Below are 16,325 nucleotides of genomic sequence, written 5' to 3' on the forward strand. Positions count from 1 at the left end.
ATCTTGGTTTTAATTATAAATTAAAACTAAAAATTATATAAAAAAATGACTGATTTTAAGCAGGCATTTTTTTGTTTGCTTTTCTGAATGAAATCTGGTTTAAAATTAGTTCATCCTTCTTAGTGAACTTGCAAACTTTAAAACGTTTATCAGTTTTTTCTTTCTTAAATAAACGGTAATGTTTGATTGAATATGCACCAACAAAAAATAGTGTAATAAACGCTGGTAAAATATAAATTAAAGAAACCATTATTAAATGCATAGCAACTCTTCCAATAATTTTTCCTGCAGTTTCAGAAGAACCTAAGGAACTTATATATAAAGGTTGGAATGGGTTTGCAAATCCATAAACTACTACATAAGTTAAATATTTTTTATTAACATCTGCAATTTGCTCTGTAGTTGTGTTTGCCCCTAAGTTAGCAATTGCTTGGTTATGGTTTGCAACTAAAGTAGGATTATTTAAGGTTGAAAAAGCCATGATGATCATAAAAATATAATATGCAGTTAAATATAAGGGAATCATAATTCTGGTTTTTCTTAAAACAATAAATTCTTTTCTTACAAAAAATAAAACTATAAATCCAAAAACTGGAAATAGAAAATGTGTTAAGAAACTGTCAACAGCTGATAAGGTAATTTTTCAGTTTGTACTATTTCATGAAAGTAATAATCAATAAATTATGAAGGTAATTGAAATTCAAATTACGGCTGCAAAATATCAATTATATGAAGTATTTGTTTTTCTAAAAATTAGAATAAACATGGCGATTGCTAATATTAAATTTGACTGAGTAGTAAAATGTAAAAAACTATAACCTTGTCCTACTAGTTGTTGTAATTCATGTTCTAAATTATTTACAACTGGTGGCATTGCTGCTCTTGTCATGGTTCATATAAAACCAAATAAAGAAAAAAATAAAATTAATAAATCTGTAACTGTAAATTTCAGATTTCAAGATGATATCGAAAATAATTCATGTTTGTATCACACTCTACTTCCGTTATCACTATTTAAAATTTGTTTGTTCATGCTACTAATGATAGCGATTTTTAAAAAAATCTAAAAACTTTTTTAAAATAATCTGAATGGTTTAATTTTATTAAATTTGTTTTATAAAAATTAAAAAAGTAAGCAAAAATGCCTAAAACAGGCACTTTTAGACACTTTTTAGATTAATTAATTTACTGAGTAAAATCATTTGAAAATAATTTACTATCCATAAATAATTAATAAGGTTTTTCAAAGAAGAATTCTCTTGTATATATATTTTTATGAAAAGGCATTTTTAAAGTTTTGTTTCTAAAGAAATATGAAATACCTTTTCCGATTAAAATAATACCTGCTGCACCAATTGCAAAAATTACAACTTGAGGCAAAGCATTATTTAAAATTGTTGGATCACCTGCACCTGCAGTTAAATAAGTTAGTCCAATATAGGATGCTTGAAATTGCGACATGATTGTAAATTGCTGAAACATCTCATACATAATAACAGGTGCTGCTCATGAAACTATGACATGTTTTATGCTAGGAAAAACATAATAATAAGTTACATATAATCTGTTAAAACCACGTCTGATAATTCTGATGTTTTTTAATTTATTTTCATCAAAACCATCAATTGCATTTCTAATTGCAATTGCTAAACCATTTGACTGAACAATTGCGATCGCAAAAATTGCTGTAGTAAAAGTATTAGTAAAAATAGGTCTAATTAAAAAGAACAAAACAACCGTTGGCATTACTCTAAAAAAATAAACTATTAATTTTAAGAATCTTCTTAAGTATATTGTTTTTGTTTGTTTGGAAATTAAAATTCCAAAAAGTGTTCCAAAAATTAATGCCATTGCAATCGAAGCAAGTAACTGTGAATAGGCCGAAAAAATATGTGTTGCAACTGTTTCGATATTAAAGTTATCTCATGATGAAGCATTAAAAATAGTTGATACCGAATAAGAATAATTAGATCATTGCTCAGTTGTTGTCGTATTAAAGCCATAAACTAAACAAGCAAAAGTTGTAATCAAGAAAAATGAAAAAATAAAAAACTCGATGATTTGCACATTAATTAATTTTCTTCTTATGTTTTGAAAATGAAGATCATCTCTTTGTCTAAATAATCCTCATTTAACAATTTTGATAATGGCTAATTCAAGCAAAATATATGCCACAAGTAAAATAATTAAAGGTACTCCGACAACTGCATAGTTTTTATTTTCGCCAGAAACAAAACCTCTTACTAAATCAGCTGCATGAATAACTCCTAAAACAGGCATAAATGAAGTAAATCTTGTCATTCATTCTATTCTTTGAAAAATTTGTACGTATATTTCGAATGCTTTATAACGATGTATTTTTAAATAGACAATAAAACTATTTTCCAATTTCAAAGTTTGTGAATAAAACTTTCTGACTTCTACTTTTTCAATTATAGGTAAAAGTGAATTATGAAGATAAATTCAACTAACTCATCAAACAAAAAAGATTGTTCCCAAAAACGGATTAAGTTGCTTTGAATATAAGAAAGCAATTAAAATAAAAGGTAATAACATCTTTGCATAAATAAATGTTTTAGTCATATTTGAAACTATTTTTCTTTGTAAATTATTAGCGGCTAAATACACTGAAAAGAAGGAAAAAATATAACCTAAAAATGTTCCTGAAATACTATATAAAAGTGTAATGATAATAAAATGTCAACTACTAAAAAATAAATTTGAAGATGAATCAGATGAATTTGATAAGGCACCCATTTGTTCAAAAGAATAAAAAAATTCACTAATTCCAGTTCGTGAAATTTCTGCTTTATTTACAATAAAACTTACTATTACCAAAATAAAAGTAATTACAAAAACACTTAAAAAGATACCTCTTCTTAAATTATGATTTCGCCTTCTACTTTTGAAGAAATTAAGAACAAATTCCTTTGTCCTCATTAGATTTTATTTTCCTCAATTAATTTTAAAAATTCAGCCTTTGATGCTTTCCTTAATTTACGATTATCTAAATAATAAAAGTTTTCAAAATGATCTCTAAGTAAATCTAAATCACGTGAAACAAAAATCATTGTTGCCTTATTTTTATGACAATAATCTTTTACCATTTCAACGTATCATGATGATAAAGTTGAGTCAATATATGAAGTAGGATCATCTGCTAAAATAAATGTTTTGTCACTGATTAAAAGTTGTCCTAATTCTAATTTTGCACGAGAAGTAGGATCTAATGTTTTTGTAATTGCAAATGTTTTTGGAATTAAATCTACCATCGTTAAAACATCATAAATTTTACGATCTTGTTCGTCATCAACTAACCTAAAAAATTTCTGAATAGTTTTAGTTTTAGGAATTCATCTTTGCAGTTCTTCATAAACTGTTTCATACTCTAATGCATATGTTAAATTAGAAGAATAATGAATGCTTTTTCAATATTCTAATCTGACATTTTTACTTAACTTTTCAAAGTCATGTCCCTTGTAAGAAATAAAGCCTTCACTTAAAATTAATTCTTTCAAAAAGATCTTTAAAAAGTCGGATTCACCGCTAGTTTTGCGATCTGCGATAGCAATTATTTGTCCTTCTTCAATTTCAAAATTAATGTTTTTTAAAACATTATTTTTTTGATCTTGTAACTTAAATGAAGCATTTAAAATTTTAAGCATCAGCACCTTTTTGATAATAAGCAAATCTAATTTTGCCATTAATATCTTTAACAGTTTTAAAATTAAATTTTACAAAAAAATTGCTATGTCTGTGATTAATTTCAAAAAATAATCATCCATCTTTATTTAAATATTTATCATAGTCTTTTAAAATCTTTTTATAAACTTCTAGACCATCATCTTTTGCAATTAAAGCAACTTCAGGTTCATGTTCTAAAATAGTTTTATCAGGTATATCTTCAAGTATTAAATAAGGTGGATTAGCAACAATTAAATCATATGTTTTTGAAACATTTTCAAAAACATTACTTTTAAAAAAATGTACATTTTTAATGTCATTTAAAAGTGCATTTTTTTGACTTTGTTTTAAAGCTTCATCACTAATATCAACTGCATCAATTAAAGCATTGGAATAAATTTTAGCAAGTGCTAAAGCAATGAAACCTGAACCTGTTCCTATATCTAAAATTGAATTTATATTTTTAATTTTTTCCTTAATTAAAATAATTAATTCTTCAGTTTCATATCTAGGGATTAAAACATGATGGTCTAAATTAATAGTCACATTTGCCATTTCTAAATAACCAATAATTTTTTGAATAGGAACATTATCTGCTAACATTTTTAATTCTTTTTCAGAAATTTTTTCTTCAAGTTGATAACGCTTTTTTTCTAGTAAAAGTAGTTGCCTGCGATCCATTATAAATTTGCTTCTTTAATTAATTCTGCTTTTTCTTCTGCAAGTAAATTATCAATAATCATTTGTAATTTACCAGACATAATTGACTTTAAAGATGAACTAAAATTAATACGATGATCAGTTACACGATCTTGGGGATAGTTATAAGTTCTAATCTTTTCACTACGTGCTCCTGAACCAGCTAATTTTCTAAATTTATTTTCTTCTTCTTGTTTTTTTCTAAGTTCTAAATCATAAAGTTTTGATTTTAAAAGTTTCATTGCTAATTCCTTATTAGCAATTTGACTTTTACCTTCTTGCGAAGCAGAAACAACACCTGTTGGAATATGCGTAATACGCACAGCTGAATCAGTTGTATTAACAGATTGACCTCCTGGACCTGATGAACGATAAGTATCAATTCTTAAATCTGCTTGATTAATTTCGATTTCAATATCATCATCAATTTCAGGCATTACAGTAACTGTTGCAGTTGAAGTATGTACTCTTCCTTGAGTTTCAGTTACTGGAATGCGTTGTACACGATGAACACCTGATTCAAATTTTAATTTTGAATAAGCTCTTTCACCTGAAATTGATAAGGAAATTAAAGTAAAGCCACCATTTGCTGCATAACTTCTGTCAATAACTGAAACACTCATTTCGTTATTGACTGCTCATTTTTTATACATGTCAAATAGGTCACCTGCAAAAATGTTGGCTTCATCGCCACCTGCAGCACCTCTAATTTCCATTAAAACGTTTAAACTATCTCTTTCATCTTTAGGTAATAAAAGAATGGTTAATTCTTCTGTAAGTGTTTCTAATTGAGGTTCTAACTCAGTAATTTCCTTTTTAGCTAAAGCAATTAATTCAGGATCATCCATGATTTCGAGAATTTCTTTGGCTTCAGTTATTTTTTTTTCATAATCTAGATATTTGCTGAAAGTATCAGCAATATCTTTTAGGTTAGATAGATCACGAGAAACTTTATTGTATTTCTTAATGTCGTTGACAGTTTCAGGATCTTCTAATAATTTATTTAATTCTTGATATTTGCTATAAATTTCTTTAAGCGAGTTGTACATTGATTTTTCCATAGTTATTCTCTATTATATACTTATGTGCTAAAATTTGAGCATGCAAAAAATTAGAACTAGATATGCCCCTTCACCGACAGGTTACCTTCATATTGGTGGGGCAAGAACTGCCCTTTTTGCTTATTTATATGCAAAAAATAAAAATGGTGACTTTATTATCAGAATTGAGGATACTGATATTGAGCGTAATGTTGAAAACGGTGAAAGCTCACAAATTGACAATTTAAGATGATTAGGAATTGAAGCTGATGAATCACCTTTAAAACCTAATCCTGACTATGCACCTTATCGCCAGAGCGAAAAATTTGATAGATACTATGAAATAGCTTTAAAGTTAATTCAAGATGGTTTAGCTTATAAAGCTTATGATTCTGATGAAGAACTAGAAAAACAAAAACAAGAAGCAGAAGCAAAAGGGCTTGCTTCATTTCGTTATGACCGTAACTGATTAAAAATTTCTGATGAAGAAAAACAAAAACGAGATCTTAAACACAAATTTGTGATTCGTTTAATTTCAAAGCCAAATATTATTTATAAATGAAACGACCGCGTTAGAGGAGAAATTTCATTTGATTCAAATGACATTGGTGACTGAGTAATTATTAAAAGCAATAAAATTGCAACCTACAATTTTGCAGTTGTAATTGATGATCATGATATGGCCATCACTGATGTTCTTCGTGGTGAAGAACATATCACAAATACACCTAAACAGTTAATGGTTTATGATGCTTTAGGATGAAAACACCCAAACTTTGGACACTTAACAATTATCACTAATGAAGATGGTAAAAAACTTTCAAAAAGAGATACATCTTTAAAACAATTTATTGAAGATTATAAAATTGAAGGTTATCATCCTGATGGAATTTTCAACTTTTTAGCATTACTAGGTTGAACTCATCCTGACGCTAAAGAAGTGATGAATCATGAAACTTTAATTAAAGATTTTAACCCATCTCGTTTATCAAAATCACCTTCTAAATTTGACATTGAAAAAATGAATTGATTTTCAAAACAATATTGACAAAAAGAAAATGATGAAGTTATTATTGAAAAATTAAGACGCTTAAAAAACGATGATAATTGACTAGAAATTTTTGTCAAAATTCATAAACCACATATGGTAACTGTGAAACAAATTGAAGATGAATTAAAAGAATATCTAGAGCCAAAAATTGTTGACCAAAAATTTAATGATGATGAAATAAAAGTAATTAAAACATTTGCCAAATTTTTATCTGAAACTAAATTTACAAACGAAAATATTAAGTCAGCAATTGACCTAACATCTAAACTTTTAAATGTAAAAGGTAAACCCTTATTTATGAGCATTAGAAGAGCTTTTACTTTTAAAGAACATGGGCCTGAATTAGCTAATTCAATTTACTTATATGGAGAGACATTTATTAAAAATGTTATTAAAAAATGACTGTAAATTTTAAATCAAATTTTGTTCAAAATGGAAATGATTTTGAAGTCGCTTTTAAAGCACCTTTATTGCAAGAAGATGAATTTGAGGGAGCGAAAGTAATTGAATTTATTGATCCTGAAAGAAAGATTGTAAATCGCTTTGAATTTGGTGAAAAAGAAATTTTAATTATCGCCGGACCTTCTTCAATTCAACTAGTTTTAGATGAAACAGTTGATAATGAATATCCCGTTGAAGGTAAATTTATGCCGATTGTAACCTTTATGAAAGAATACAATAAAGAAGAAAACTTATTTGAATTCAAATATGAATTATTAAGTACTCGTGGTGATGAAATCGGAAAATTTCACATAACAATTTCAATTGAAGAGTAAAAAAATAAACTTTGTTTCAAGCAAAGTTTATTTTTTATATTTGGTCTAAAAACACGGTTTTACCGATAGTTTAGATATGGTGCCGATAACTGGAATTGAACCAGCGACCCCATCCTTACCATGGATGTGCTCTGCCCCTGAGCTATATCGGCACTAAATAATTTTATATTATTTAGCAAACAATTTTTAAAATTTTTATAATTCAGTATCGTTTTTATTTTGGGTCTCAACTATGCTTTCATAAATCTCGACAATTTCTTGTGGATAGTTATTTCCCTTGATATCACTCAATGTTAATTCTGCTAACTTTTTTTCTTCTTGTAAAAAATTAATACTATTTTTAAAAGCAAATAAAGAGATTACTGAATCAACAAAAGTTATTAAAGCAAACATGATTGTAATTGTAATAAAAAAGACAATTGTTTCAACTGGAAAAATGTTATATCTTATTTGTAATAAGTTTAAAATAAGCAAAGAAAAATTTAAAAATAATTGTAAAAAACGAAGAGCTAAAAATGTATTTTTTGAACGCTTTTCTTTCTTCTCATTTATCGCTCTAATAGCTTCATATTTTTGATATGCATCTTTTCTTTTAGGGTCTTTATTTAATAAGGAATCATCATCATTATTTTTAAATAAAAACTTCATTAAATTAGCCATTATTTTCCTTTCTTAATTTTGACTGTCTTGTAATTTTAACGCTTATAAAATTAACAATTCTAACTGTCTCTTCATAAAGATTTTTATCCTTAGTTTCAAGATCAGAATACTCTGCTAAATTTAATTCATATAGCATTTTTTCATATTCTAATTCTCTAATTCTAACCTTTGCTTTTTTATATTTATCATTAACACTAAAAAAAGCCACCATACCAATTATTGCTGATGATGCAGCAGAAATAATTGCCGTAAAAATCGGGTATGAACTTGTATTTGCTCCACCAATAGTAATTGAATTTCGAAGGTAAATTAAAGCGTTATTATATTCAATATCTAAATCTGTTAATGAAGTTCCTTCTGCTGCAGTTCTAAGAGCAGATGAACCTAATGAAGTAACGGCTGCTAAGTGTAAAACAGAAATTACTGCTGTATAAAAAATAAGCAAAAAGCTTATGATGTTCATAAGATAAAATAAAATTCTATAAACATGTAAATGGATTTTACTTTTCTTATAATAGCCTTCAAAAAATAAAAAATAATTCATTATAATTCTCTTTTCATTTTTTTAATTATGAACTGTTTAAAAGTTAAAAATTTCTTTTTAGAATAATATTCAATCGTTTGGTTACAGTCATTTATAAATTGTTCAACTTTATATTCTGAGTCGTATTTCAAGTGAGTTAAAAAGTAAGATAGTTCACGATTGACTCCACGATAACTTTTAAATTTCTGATTGATCGTAAAAAATTGAACAAAGAAATTTATAAAAAAGCTAATGATAATAAATGAACAAGTAATGATCGAAAGTTGAATAGCATCTGAGTAACTAATTCCTAAATTAACAACAAAAGCACTGCGTTCAATTGCAGAAATATCTGCAGCAGTTAAAGAATTACGTTTATTAACAATAAAAATGAGTGCTACTATCGCTAAAACTAAGATGATTATACTGATTGTAGTCGATACTAGGTTCAAAATTGAGTTACTTATGGCTGAAGTAAGCATTTTGTTCTTAGAAATCTTTAATTTCTTCTCAAAAAACTGGTGTAGTATCTCAACTTTCTCTCTTTCTGTGAAATTTTGAGTGGTTTTTTTCATATTTTTTGCAGTTTCTCCTTATTTGTAATTATCAGCCTGCTATAGTGCTAATATGATTATGTATATATTTTAGAATATCTACAATTTATATATTAATTTGAACAGGAAATTATATGCATAATTATAAAGATAATTTTGACAATGCATTAAACTATTCGACAGCAAAAGCAACAATGGTCTGATGGAGAATTGTTATCATGGGTATCCTTGGTACAGTTTACATGGGACTTGCTTATGTTGGCTATATTAAAGTTGCAGCCCAATTTTTAACTCCCGAAAGCATTGCTTTAGCAGCATCAGCAGGTGCTGCCAAGCAAATTGCTTTTGAACCTGGAGGAATTTTATTAGCATCATTCATGCTACCAATCGGAGTAGTCTTAATAGTCTTTCTAGGGGGTAGCCTATTTGCTAGCGACAGCATTAATATGATTGCTGTTTTTTCACAGGTTATTAAAGTTAGAACAATGTTTAGAAAATGATTAATTGTTTTAACTGCTAATGTGATGGGAGGTTTCTTAATCGCTTTTGTAATGTGATGAGGAAATGTCTTTAATGCTCGAGATATCAAGGTAATTGCTTTTATTGTTGAAGCAAAAACTGAAACAGAATGATGAATGGTAATTGGTAATTCTTTCGCCGCAAATATTATTGTTGCTGGAATGATCTGAGCTTCACTTGCAACAAGTAACCCAGTTGGTAAAATCGCTATTATTATGTTGCCTTTTGGTTTATTTGTTTTAACAGGATTTAACTTAGTAGTTTCAAATGCAATCGTATTTGCTTTCGCTATTTTATCAAATGACAGAGTGGCACCTTGATTAACTGAACCAGGAGAGTGAATCGGAAGGGCAATTTACATTAACTTCTTCCCTAGTGCTTTAGGTAACTGATTATCAGGAGCCTTATTCTTACCAGGACTTTACTACTTATTAATTAAGTTCAAAGTAAAACCAGGATCAAGATTATTGAACTTAGGAATTTTCAAAATGGCTGAAGAAGGTACAAAAATTGAATCAAGTGAAAAAACTTTCTTCTACACACCTTTTGATGCAACATGTAAATTTAATACTGAAAGTACTTTTAACCCTTTCAGAACTGCTTATAGAAAAATTAAGCGCAAAATGTTCCCAAACCAAACGGAACATAATCATGCTTCGCATAAAAATCATAAGCACTAAAAAATAGTTTTTTAAACAAGTCAAAACAAAGCAGATAAATCATCTGCTTTTTTTATAAATTACAAAATAATTTATAAAAATTTCTTTAGCATGCTTTTGCTATAATTAAAAATATGAACATCAAACCACTCAATGATACTTCAACCATTAACATCATCACACCTAGTGAACAGATGCAAAAGATTTATCTTGAAACAACTACTTTTCAAAAGCCACCTAACGAGATTATTCCTAATGGGTTATATCGAGTTTTTCGCTTTGAAAGGTTTTTTGATGTTTTTATGATGGTTGCTTTATCAATGATCATTTTGACAATGGCAGCCATAATTATTGTTAATACAATTCGCCCTGATTTATTACTGACACCAACAATTAAGCAAGAATTAACTTTTAATGTCGCTGAAAATACGACTTTACAGCCTTTAATAGCGATTTATATTATTACTGCTTTAGTAATTTTTGCAGCTTTTGCAAAAATAATTTCAGTCTCTATCGACTTTAGCTCGATCAAAAGATCGATGGAACAATATCGTAATAATTTAAAAAATGAAGATTATTCTTCACCAGCTTATATTGATAATTTATATAAACGTTTGATCGTTGGTCAGGTTAATCATAATTGAATCACAATTCACTTATTATGATTTGGAGGCTTATTTGTAGCAATTCTTTTTGGTCTAAAAAATGCTGATTGATCAATTGGTGAACCAGGTGGAGTTTACTTACCAATTACTTGAAATATCTGAATTAAAAATGCTTTTATCGATCCTGATTTAGTCGTTACTTTATTTGTCACAATTCTACTTGCTTGAATTTTGAGTCACATTGTTTTTTTTCTTGTTAGAAAAAAACGCAAAATGGATATTGAAAGTTTTTTTGCAAAATCACAACTAGCAGATGTTGAAACTAGCCAAAAATGAGTAAGTAAAACTAGAAAAATTTGATTTACAACCTTTTTAATTTTGAACCTGATTTTAATAATAATTCCTGCTGCATATTTAATTTATCAAGTGATTAAAAAACGTAAGCAAATTTCTGCTTTAGCAACTTAAAAAATAATTTTAATAGCAAAAACTTTTGCTATTTTTTTATGCTTAAAAAAATTTAAAAAGCATAAAAAGAACCCGCTTTGAAAGCGGGAATATATTAGAAAAGAATATATAAATTTATAAATTAAAGAGTACAATAGAACCAATTTTGATCCTATTTGGGGTTTGTTCAAGAATAAATATAATTCATATTTTGACCTATATTTTGAAGTTGTCTCTTTGCAACTGTTTTATGCTCTTGATTACATAAAACATAATAATTATGAAATATCTGCAAAAATTTTTGCAAAAAGCGCTTTGTTTTAGTAAGGAAGGCTTAAAATAGCCAAAATATGGTATAATATATAAACTATTTTTTAAGATCTATTTCTGCGAAATCAATTTCATCAACTTCATCCGCTTGATGAATCTTCATCGTCATCATCTTGATCTGAATCTTGTTCATCTGATTGCTCGTTAGATGAATTATTTTGTTGATTATTTGAAGAGTTATTTACATTAGAATTACTTGTGCTACCTGAATTAGTTTGCTGATTGCTATTTGTATCAGTTGTATTTGATGTATTAGTTTGTTGGATGGTTGTTCTGCCTTGTTGATTATTTGATGAAGAAGTAGAAGTATTTGCGCCAAATAATTGGGTTAAATTAATTTTTGTACCATCAATAGTTATGAATTGACTTCCATTTTCTGCTGAAAGTGAAATACCATGCTGATTTCCACTTGAATCTGCAAAAGTATAACTACCACTTGTTGTATTATTTGTTCCAATATTACTAATTGCTGACAAAATATCTGTAACAATTTCTGAATCTCAATTATTAGCCAAATAATTCATTATTTGTTGAGTTGTTTCTGCTCCAATTTTTGAGTTTAATTCCTGAACAACCTGACCTGCTTTTTCTAAAGTGCCACTAAAATCAGCATTACCAATATCAGTGGCAAGCTGTTGAATTCTTTTAATATTTTCAGCAATTTGTTCTGCATTAATACTTTTTGTAACTACCACTGCTGTAACAGAAGCAGCGACAATTGCAACAGCAGAAACAGCTGCTAAGGTTCCGTATAAAATCAATTTTTTCTTATGCATTATTGAGCCAATTTTAACAGTATTTTAAAATATCAATGAAAATTGAAATATCTTAATTATTTTTTAAAAAGCACTAATTAATTATGCTTAAATTATCTAACCCACTGTTATAAATGATAAAAATTTGATGTTAAAATAATTTATATTATAAAAACAGACTTAAAAACTGCTTTTGTTTTTGCAAATTACTTTAGTTTTTACGCAAAACTAAAATATCTATAACAAAAATGGCTTTTGTAGTTTATTATTTACTAATATTTATATCGAATTAAAAATGGAGAATAATGTACAAAACAAAATTAGATATCAATCAAACTCAGGTAGCAATTGGCTTAATTAAAAGTGTTTTTCCAAAATATTTATCTCAAGAATTACATTTAACAAGAGCAACTGCACCTTTATTCTTAGACCCTAAAACTGGTTTAAATGATGGACTAAATGGTGAAACACCAGTTAGTTTTCAATTCAAAAATATTGACACGACAGTGGAAATCGTACACTCTTTAGCAAAGTGAAAACGACATTCATTAAAGGTTTATGAATTTCAAGAAAACACTGGAATTTATACAGACATGAACGCTATTAGAAGAGCTGAAGATCTAGATGAAGTACACTCATTTTATGTTGATCAGTGAGATTGAGAAAAAGTTATTAATGTTCAAGACCGTAATTTAAATTACTTAAAAATGACAGTTAAATCAATTTATCATCAAATCAAACGCATGGAATATTTACTTAAAAGTGAATATTACAACCTAGAAATTAAGTTGCCTGATGAGTTGACTTTTATCACTGCTCAAGAATTAGAAGATCTTTATCCAGACTTAAATCCTGAGCAAAGAGAGCACCAATTTGCTAGAAAAGTTAAAGCATTTTTTGTCATCGGAGTTGGTTACAGCTTAAAAAGTGGTGTTAAACATTCGGGTCGTGCTTTTGACTACGATGATTGAAATTTAAATGGAGATTTAATTGTTTATCATCCTGTTTTAGACCGTGCTTTAGAACTAAGCAGCATGGGAATCAGAGTCGATAGTACTTCAATTGTAAAACAAGCAAATAAATCAAGTAATGAAGTTGCAAGTATTAGTCCTTATCACAAAGGAGTAATTGAAAACCAATTACCTCTTACAATTGGTGGAGGAATCGGTCAATCAAGACTATGCATGTTCTTATTAGAAAAGGCTCATATTGGTGAGGTTCAAGTATCTTATTGAAGTGAAGCAGAAATTAAAACTGCTTTAGCTAAAGGTATCAAATTATTATAGTTTTTAAAATTTACGCTCCTTTTTAAGAGCGTATTTTTTAAAGTTTTATGAACTTCCAAGCAAATAATATTTTTGAGATTAATTTAATTTGGAATATAATTTAAAAGTAAATAACAAGAGAAAAAGAGGTGTCGAATGTTAGATGGCGGCCAAATAGCTGGAATCATCATTGCAGTACTAATTATAGGATCTATAATTTTATTTTTAGCACTGTCAATCAAGATCGTTCCACAAGCAAGTTTTTTTATGGTTGAAAGACTTGGTAAATTTAAAAAGAGTTGACAAGCAGGAATTCACTTTATGATTCCTGTAATCGATCGAATAGTTTTAAAAGAAACTATTCGTGAGAAGGTGATTGATTTCCCTGCACAAAACGTTATTACCAAAGATAACGTTACCATGCGAGTTGATACAGTTACATACTTACAAATCATGGATCCACAAAAATATTTTTATGGAGTTGAAAACGCTGTGTTAGCGATTGAAAACTTAGTAGCAACAACCTTACGTAACTTTTTGGGAAATATTACAGTTGATGAAACATTAACATCTAGAAATAGAATTAATGGAGAATTAACTCAAATCTTAGATGTTGCTAGTGATGCATGAGGTGTTAAAGTTAACCGTGTTGAATTAAAAGAAATTGCTCCACCTGCTTCAATTTTACAAGCAATGGAAAAACTATTGCAAGCTGAAAGAGATAAGTCAGCAATCATAACTGAAGCAGAAGGATATAAAACTTCAAAAATTGAAAGAGCACTTGGAGATAGTGAAGCAATTAAATATTTAGCTGAAGCTAATAAACAAAAAACTATTTTAGAAGCTGAAGCTAACCAAGAAAAAATTCGCCTTGAAGCAGAAGCTAATAAAGAAAAAATAATTTTAGAAGGTGAAGGAAGAAGACGTTATGTTGAACTTTTAAAAGCAGCAGGCGTTGACCAAAAAATTCTTCAATGAATTGCTTTAGATAAAATTGATACATTAGCAAATGGTAATGCAACTAAAATTATTATTCCACCTGATTTAGCTTCAACTGCAAGAAGCATGTCAACTTTTGCAACCCTATTTGATTCAAAAGATGAAGCTAAAAATCATTCAAATAATCACCATATTAATTTAAATGAATTAATAGAAGAAACTAAATAATTTTAAAAATTAAGGGTCATAAATATGACTCTTTTTATTGCCTTATTTTAAAATTTTGTATAAAAATTATTAGGTGTTTTATCAATTAAATTTTAATGCCTGTTTTAGAAAAAGATAGATTCATAATTTTTAAAAATAGCTATATATTTAATTTTAAAATATTTACCATTCATTTTCTAAAATAATTAAATTATGCTTTCATATTTTTAAAAAATATATGTAGCAAAATAAAAATAAATAGTTATTAAATTCAATTTTAGATTACAAGTATAAAATGTTATCAATGAGTAAAATCTAATTAGAACAATTTTATTTTTTGAAAAAAAATAATGTCAATAAATTTAAAAACTTTTGCAAAGCAAATAAATTTAAAATAAAATGATTTACATAATATTTTCAGATATTCAAAAATTAGTTTTTTATTCTGAAAACGGGTACATATATACTTTTTTTTGAAAAATTGGCTCATTAATAATATTTTTTAAATATTTTCAAAATAATTTGAAAATTTAATAAACTTTAATACATGAATAATTACAACTTTTTTAGCTGAGCAGGAAATAATACAATTTTTGCAGGTGGACAAAAAATATTAATGATCGCACTTATAGTTGTTGCACTTTTAGCAATGGTTGTAGTTTCATTTTTTACACCATACATTAAGCGTAAATATGATAGTTATATTTACTTACAACAACAAAATGCAAAATCAAAATCAATGTTTTATTTTAAAACAAATTGATGATGAATTATCATTGCATCTTTTTTAGTTTTTATTTTCTTTTTTAGGATTTTGATTTTTACAAATTCAATCGTAAATACTGATCTTCCTATTTATCCAAGAATTTGAGAATTAGTACCACTTCATTGAACTCGTATTTCGATGGTTTTATTAATTGTAGTTTTATTTTCAGTTGGAAAAGTTAAATCAAGTTCTTACACTTACTTTTTATTTTTACCTTCGATAGCAACTGGATTTCTTGCTTTAACAAATCCTGATTTAGGACCTAGACCTGAAGCATATGCAGGAATAGAAGTTCATTGAGGTGCAGACAGTTATGTTTTTTGAGACTATTATTTTGTTCATATTTTTAACGTTATTGTACCATGAATGTTATTGATTTTATATAGACCAAAATTAACTTTCAAAACTTTAATTTATTCATTTATAGTTATTTGAATTTATTTAATTTCAGTTTTTATAATTAATATCTCATTAGCTAGTTCAAGTGAAACTGTAGATGAAATTTGAATTTCAAATTATGCTTATTTAGCACCAGATAGATATAATCCAACTTTATCGGGATTTGCAAAACCTTTAACCTTATGACCATATAATTTAATTACCTATCTAATTTTGTTTACATTTACAAATTGATTAATTTCAATTATTTATTACTACATAGATAAGGCATTTAAAAAATATTATCCATACCATCAATTAAACCCTGAATGAAACTTTATAATTAATGTAAAAAAACAATTTTTAAAGTGCAAAATATGGTTAACCAAAACTAGATAAATCAGCAGAATTTAATTCTGTTTTTTTATTAAATTTAATATTTATATTAACTAAAAAAAGACTACATCA

The 16,325-nt window shown here is 27.3% G+C and carries 16 protein-coding genes and 1 tRNA gene; 7 read left to right on the forward strand and 10 right to left on the reverse strand.

Features of this window, described 5'->3' with window-relative positions:
- Positions 1-55: 55 nt before the first annotated feature.
- The 5 genes from CJJ23_RS02585 to prfA all read right to left on the reverse strand — a co-directional run bounded on the left by CJJ23_RS02585 (position 56) and on the right by prfA (position 5,444).
- Positions 56-1,033 carry an MAGa3780 family membrane protein gene (locus tag CJJ23_RS02585; protein WP_143823616.1) on the reverse strand — a complete coding sequence of 326 codons (978 nt, stop codon included), beginning with the start codon at positions 1,031-1,033 and terminating at the stop codon, positions 56-58.
- 197 nt (positions 1,034-1,230) lie between these two features.
- On the reverse strand, positions 1,231-2,940 hold the full coding sequence (locus CJJ23_RS02595) for a hypothetical protein (RefSeq protein ID WP_095334810.1): 1,710 nt from the start codon (positions 2,938-2,940) through the stop codon (positions 1,231-1,233).
- Complete coding sequence (locus tag CJJ23_RS02600; RefSeq protein ID WP_095334811.1) at positions 2,940-3,665, reverse strand: ATP-binding cassette domain-containing protein; 726 nt, start codon at positions 3,663-3,665, stop codon at positions 2,940-2,942. Before CJJ23_RS02600 ends, CJJ23_RS02595 begins: the two co-directional genes overlap by 1 nt.
- The gene (prmC, locus tag CJJ23_RS02605; protein ID WP_095334812.1) at positions 3,658-4,365 is read right to left on the reverse strand and encodes a peptide chain release factor N(5)-glutamine methyltransferase; all 708 of its coding nucleotides are present in this window, start codon (positions 4,363-4,365) and stop codon (positions 3,658-3,660) included. Before prmC ends, CJJ23_RS02600 begins: the two co-directional genes overlap by 8 nt.
- Positions 4,365-5,444, reverse strand: a complete 1,080-nt coding sequence (prfA, locus tag CJJ23_RS02610; RefSeq protein WP_095334813.1) for a peptide chain release factor 1 — start codon at positions 5,442-5,444, stop codon at positions 4,365-4,367. Before prfA ends, prmC begins: the two co-directional genes overlap by 1 nt.
- 40 nt (positions 5,445-5,484) lie before the next feature.
- On the opposite strand from prfA, the gene gltX reads away from it, so the two are divergent.
- Together gltX and CJJ23_RS02620 are read left to right on the forward strand one after the other, a co-directional pair.
- Positions 5,485-6,882: a glutamate--tRNA ligase gene (gltX, locus tag CJJ23_RS02615; RefSeq protein WP_095334814.1), complete on the forward strand. Its 1,398-nt coding sequence runs from the start codon at positions 5,485-5,487 to the stop codon at positions 6,880-6,882.
- Positions 6,873-7,250 carry a hypothetical protein gene (locus tag CJJ23_RS02620; protein WP_095334815.1) on the forward strand — a complete coding sequence of 126 codons (378 nt, stop codon included), beginning with the start codon at positions 6,873-6,875 and terminating at the stop codon, positions 7,248-7,250. Before gltX ends, CJJ23_RS02620 begins: the two co-directional genes overlap by 10 nt.
- Positions 7,251-7,327: 77 nt before the next feature.
- Here CJJ23_RS02620 and CJJ23_RS02625 read toward each other — a convergent pair.
- The 4 genes from CJJ23_RS02625 to CJJ23_RS02640 form a co-directional block, all read right to left on the reverse strand.
- Positions 7,328-7,402, reverse strand: a tRNA-Thr gene (locus tag CJJ23_RS02625).
- Positions 7,403-7,445: 43 nt separating this feature from the next.
- Positions 7,446-7,910, reverse strand: a complete 465-nt coding sequence (locus CJJ23_RS02630; protein ID WP_095334816.1) for a hypothetical protein — start codon at positions 7,908-7,910, stop codon at positions 7,446-7,448.
- Complete coding sequence (locus CJJ23_RS02635) at positions 7,903-8,373, reverse strand: DUF4231 domain-containing protein (protein ID WP_180738012.1); 471 nt, start codon at positions 8,371-8,373, stop codon at positions 7,903-7,905. The genes CJJ23_RS02630 and CJJ23_RS02635 overlap by 8 nt, the downstream gene beginning before the upstream one ends.
- An 80-nt stretch (positions 8,374-8,453) precedes the next feature.
- The gene (locus CJJ23_RS02640) at positions 8,454-9,008 is read right to left on the reverse strand and encodes a hypothetical protein (protein WP_095334818.1); all 555 of its coding nucleotides are present in this window, start codon (positions 9,006-9,008) and stop codon (positions 8,454-8,456) included.
- A gap of 113 nt (positions 9,009-9,121) precedes the next feature.
- Here CJJ23_RS02640 and CJJ23_RS02645 point away from each other — a divergent pair, with 113 nt between their 5' ends.
- Both CJJ23_RS02645 and CJJ23_RS02650 read left to right on the forward strand, forming a co-directional pair.
- On the forward strand, positions 9,122-10,186 hold the full coding sequence (locus CJJ23_RS02645) for a formate/nitrite transporter family protein (protein WP_095334819.1): 1,065 nt from the start codon (positions 9,122-9,124) through the stop codon (positions 10,184-10,186).
- Positions 10,187-10,299: 113 nt separating this feature from the next.
- Positions 10,300-11,238: an MSC_0882 family membrane protein gene (locus tag CJJ23_RS02650; protein WP_095334820.1), complete on the forward strand. Its 939-nt coding sequence runs from the start codon at positions 10,300-10,302 to the stop codon at positions 11,236-11,238.
- A 353-nt stretch (positions 11,239-11,591) separates the two neighbouring features.
- On the opposite strand, the gene CJJ23_RS02655 is transcribed toward CJJ23_RS02650, so the two are convergent.
- Positions 11,592-12,323, reverse strand: coding sequence for a hypothetical protein (locus CJJ23_RS02655; RefSeq protein ID WP_143823618.1), 732 nt, complete (start codon positions 12,321-12,323; stop codon positions 11,592-11,594).
- Positions 12,324-12,607: 284 nt separating this feature from the next.
- Between CJJ23_RS02655 and asnA the strand changes: the two genes are divergently transcribed.
- The 3 genes from asnA (at position 12,608) to CJJ23_RS02670 (ending at position 16,256) form a co-directional block, all read left to right on the forward strand.
- On the forward strand, positions 12,608-13,588 hold the full coding sequence (gene asnA / locus CJJ23_RS02660; RefSeq protein ID WP_095334822.1) for an aspartate--ammonia ligase: 981 nt from the start codon (positions 12,608-12,610) through the stop codon (positions 13,586-13,588).
- Between the two features lie 135 nt (positions 13,589-13,723).
- Positions 13,724-14,734: an SPFH domain-containing protein gene (locus tag CJJ23_RS02665; protein ID WP_095334823.1), complete on the forward strand. Its 1,011-nt coding sequence runs from the start codon at positions 13,724-13,726 to the stop codon at positions 14,732-14,734.
- A 526-nt stretch (positions 14,735-15,260) separates the two neighbouring features.
- On the forward strand, positions 15,261-16,256 hold the full coding sequence (locus CJJ23_RS02670; RefSeq protein WP_095334824.1) for a YwaF family protein: 996 nt from the start codon (positions 15,261-15,263) through the stop codon (positions 16,254-16,256).
- Positions 16,257-16,325: the final 69 nt, after the last annotated feature.

It is taken from the genome of Mycoplasmopsis agassizii (genome assembly GCF_002276225.1).
Classification (GTDB): Bacteria; Bacillota_I; Bacilli_A; order Mycoplasmatales; family Metamycoplasmataceae; genus Mycoplasmopsis_B; species Mycoplasmopsis_B agassizii_A.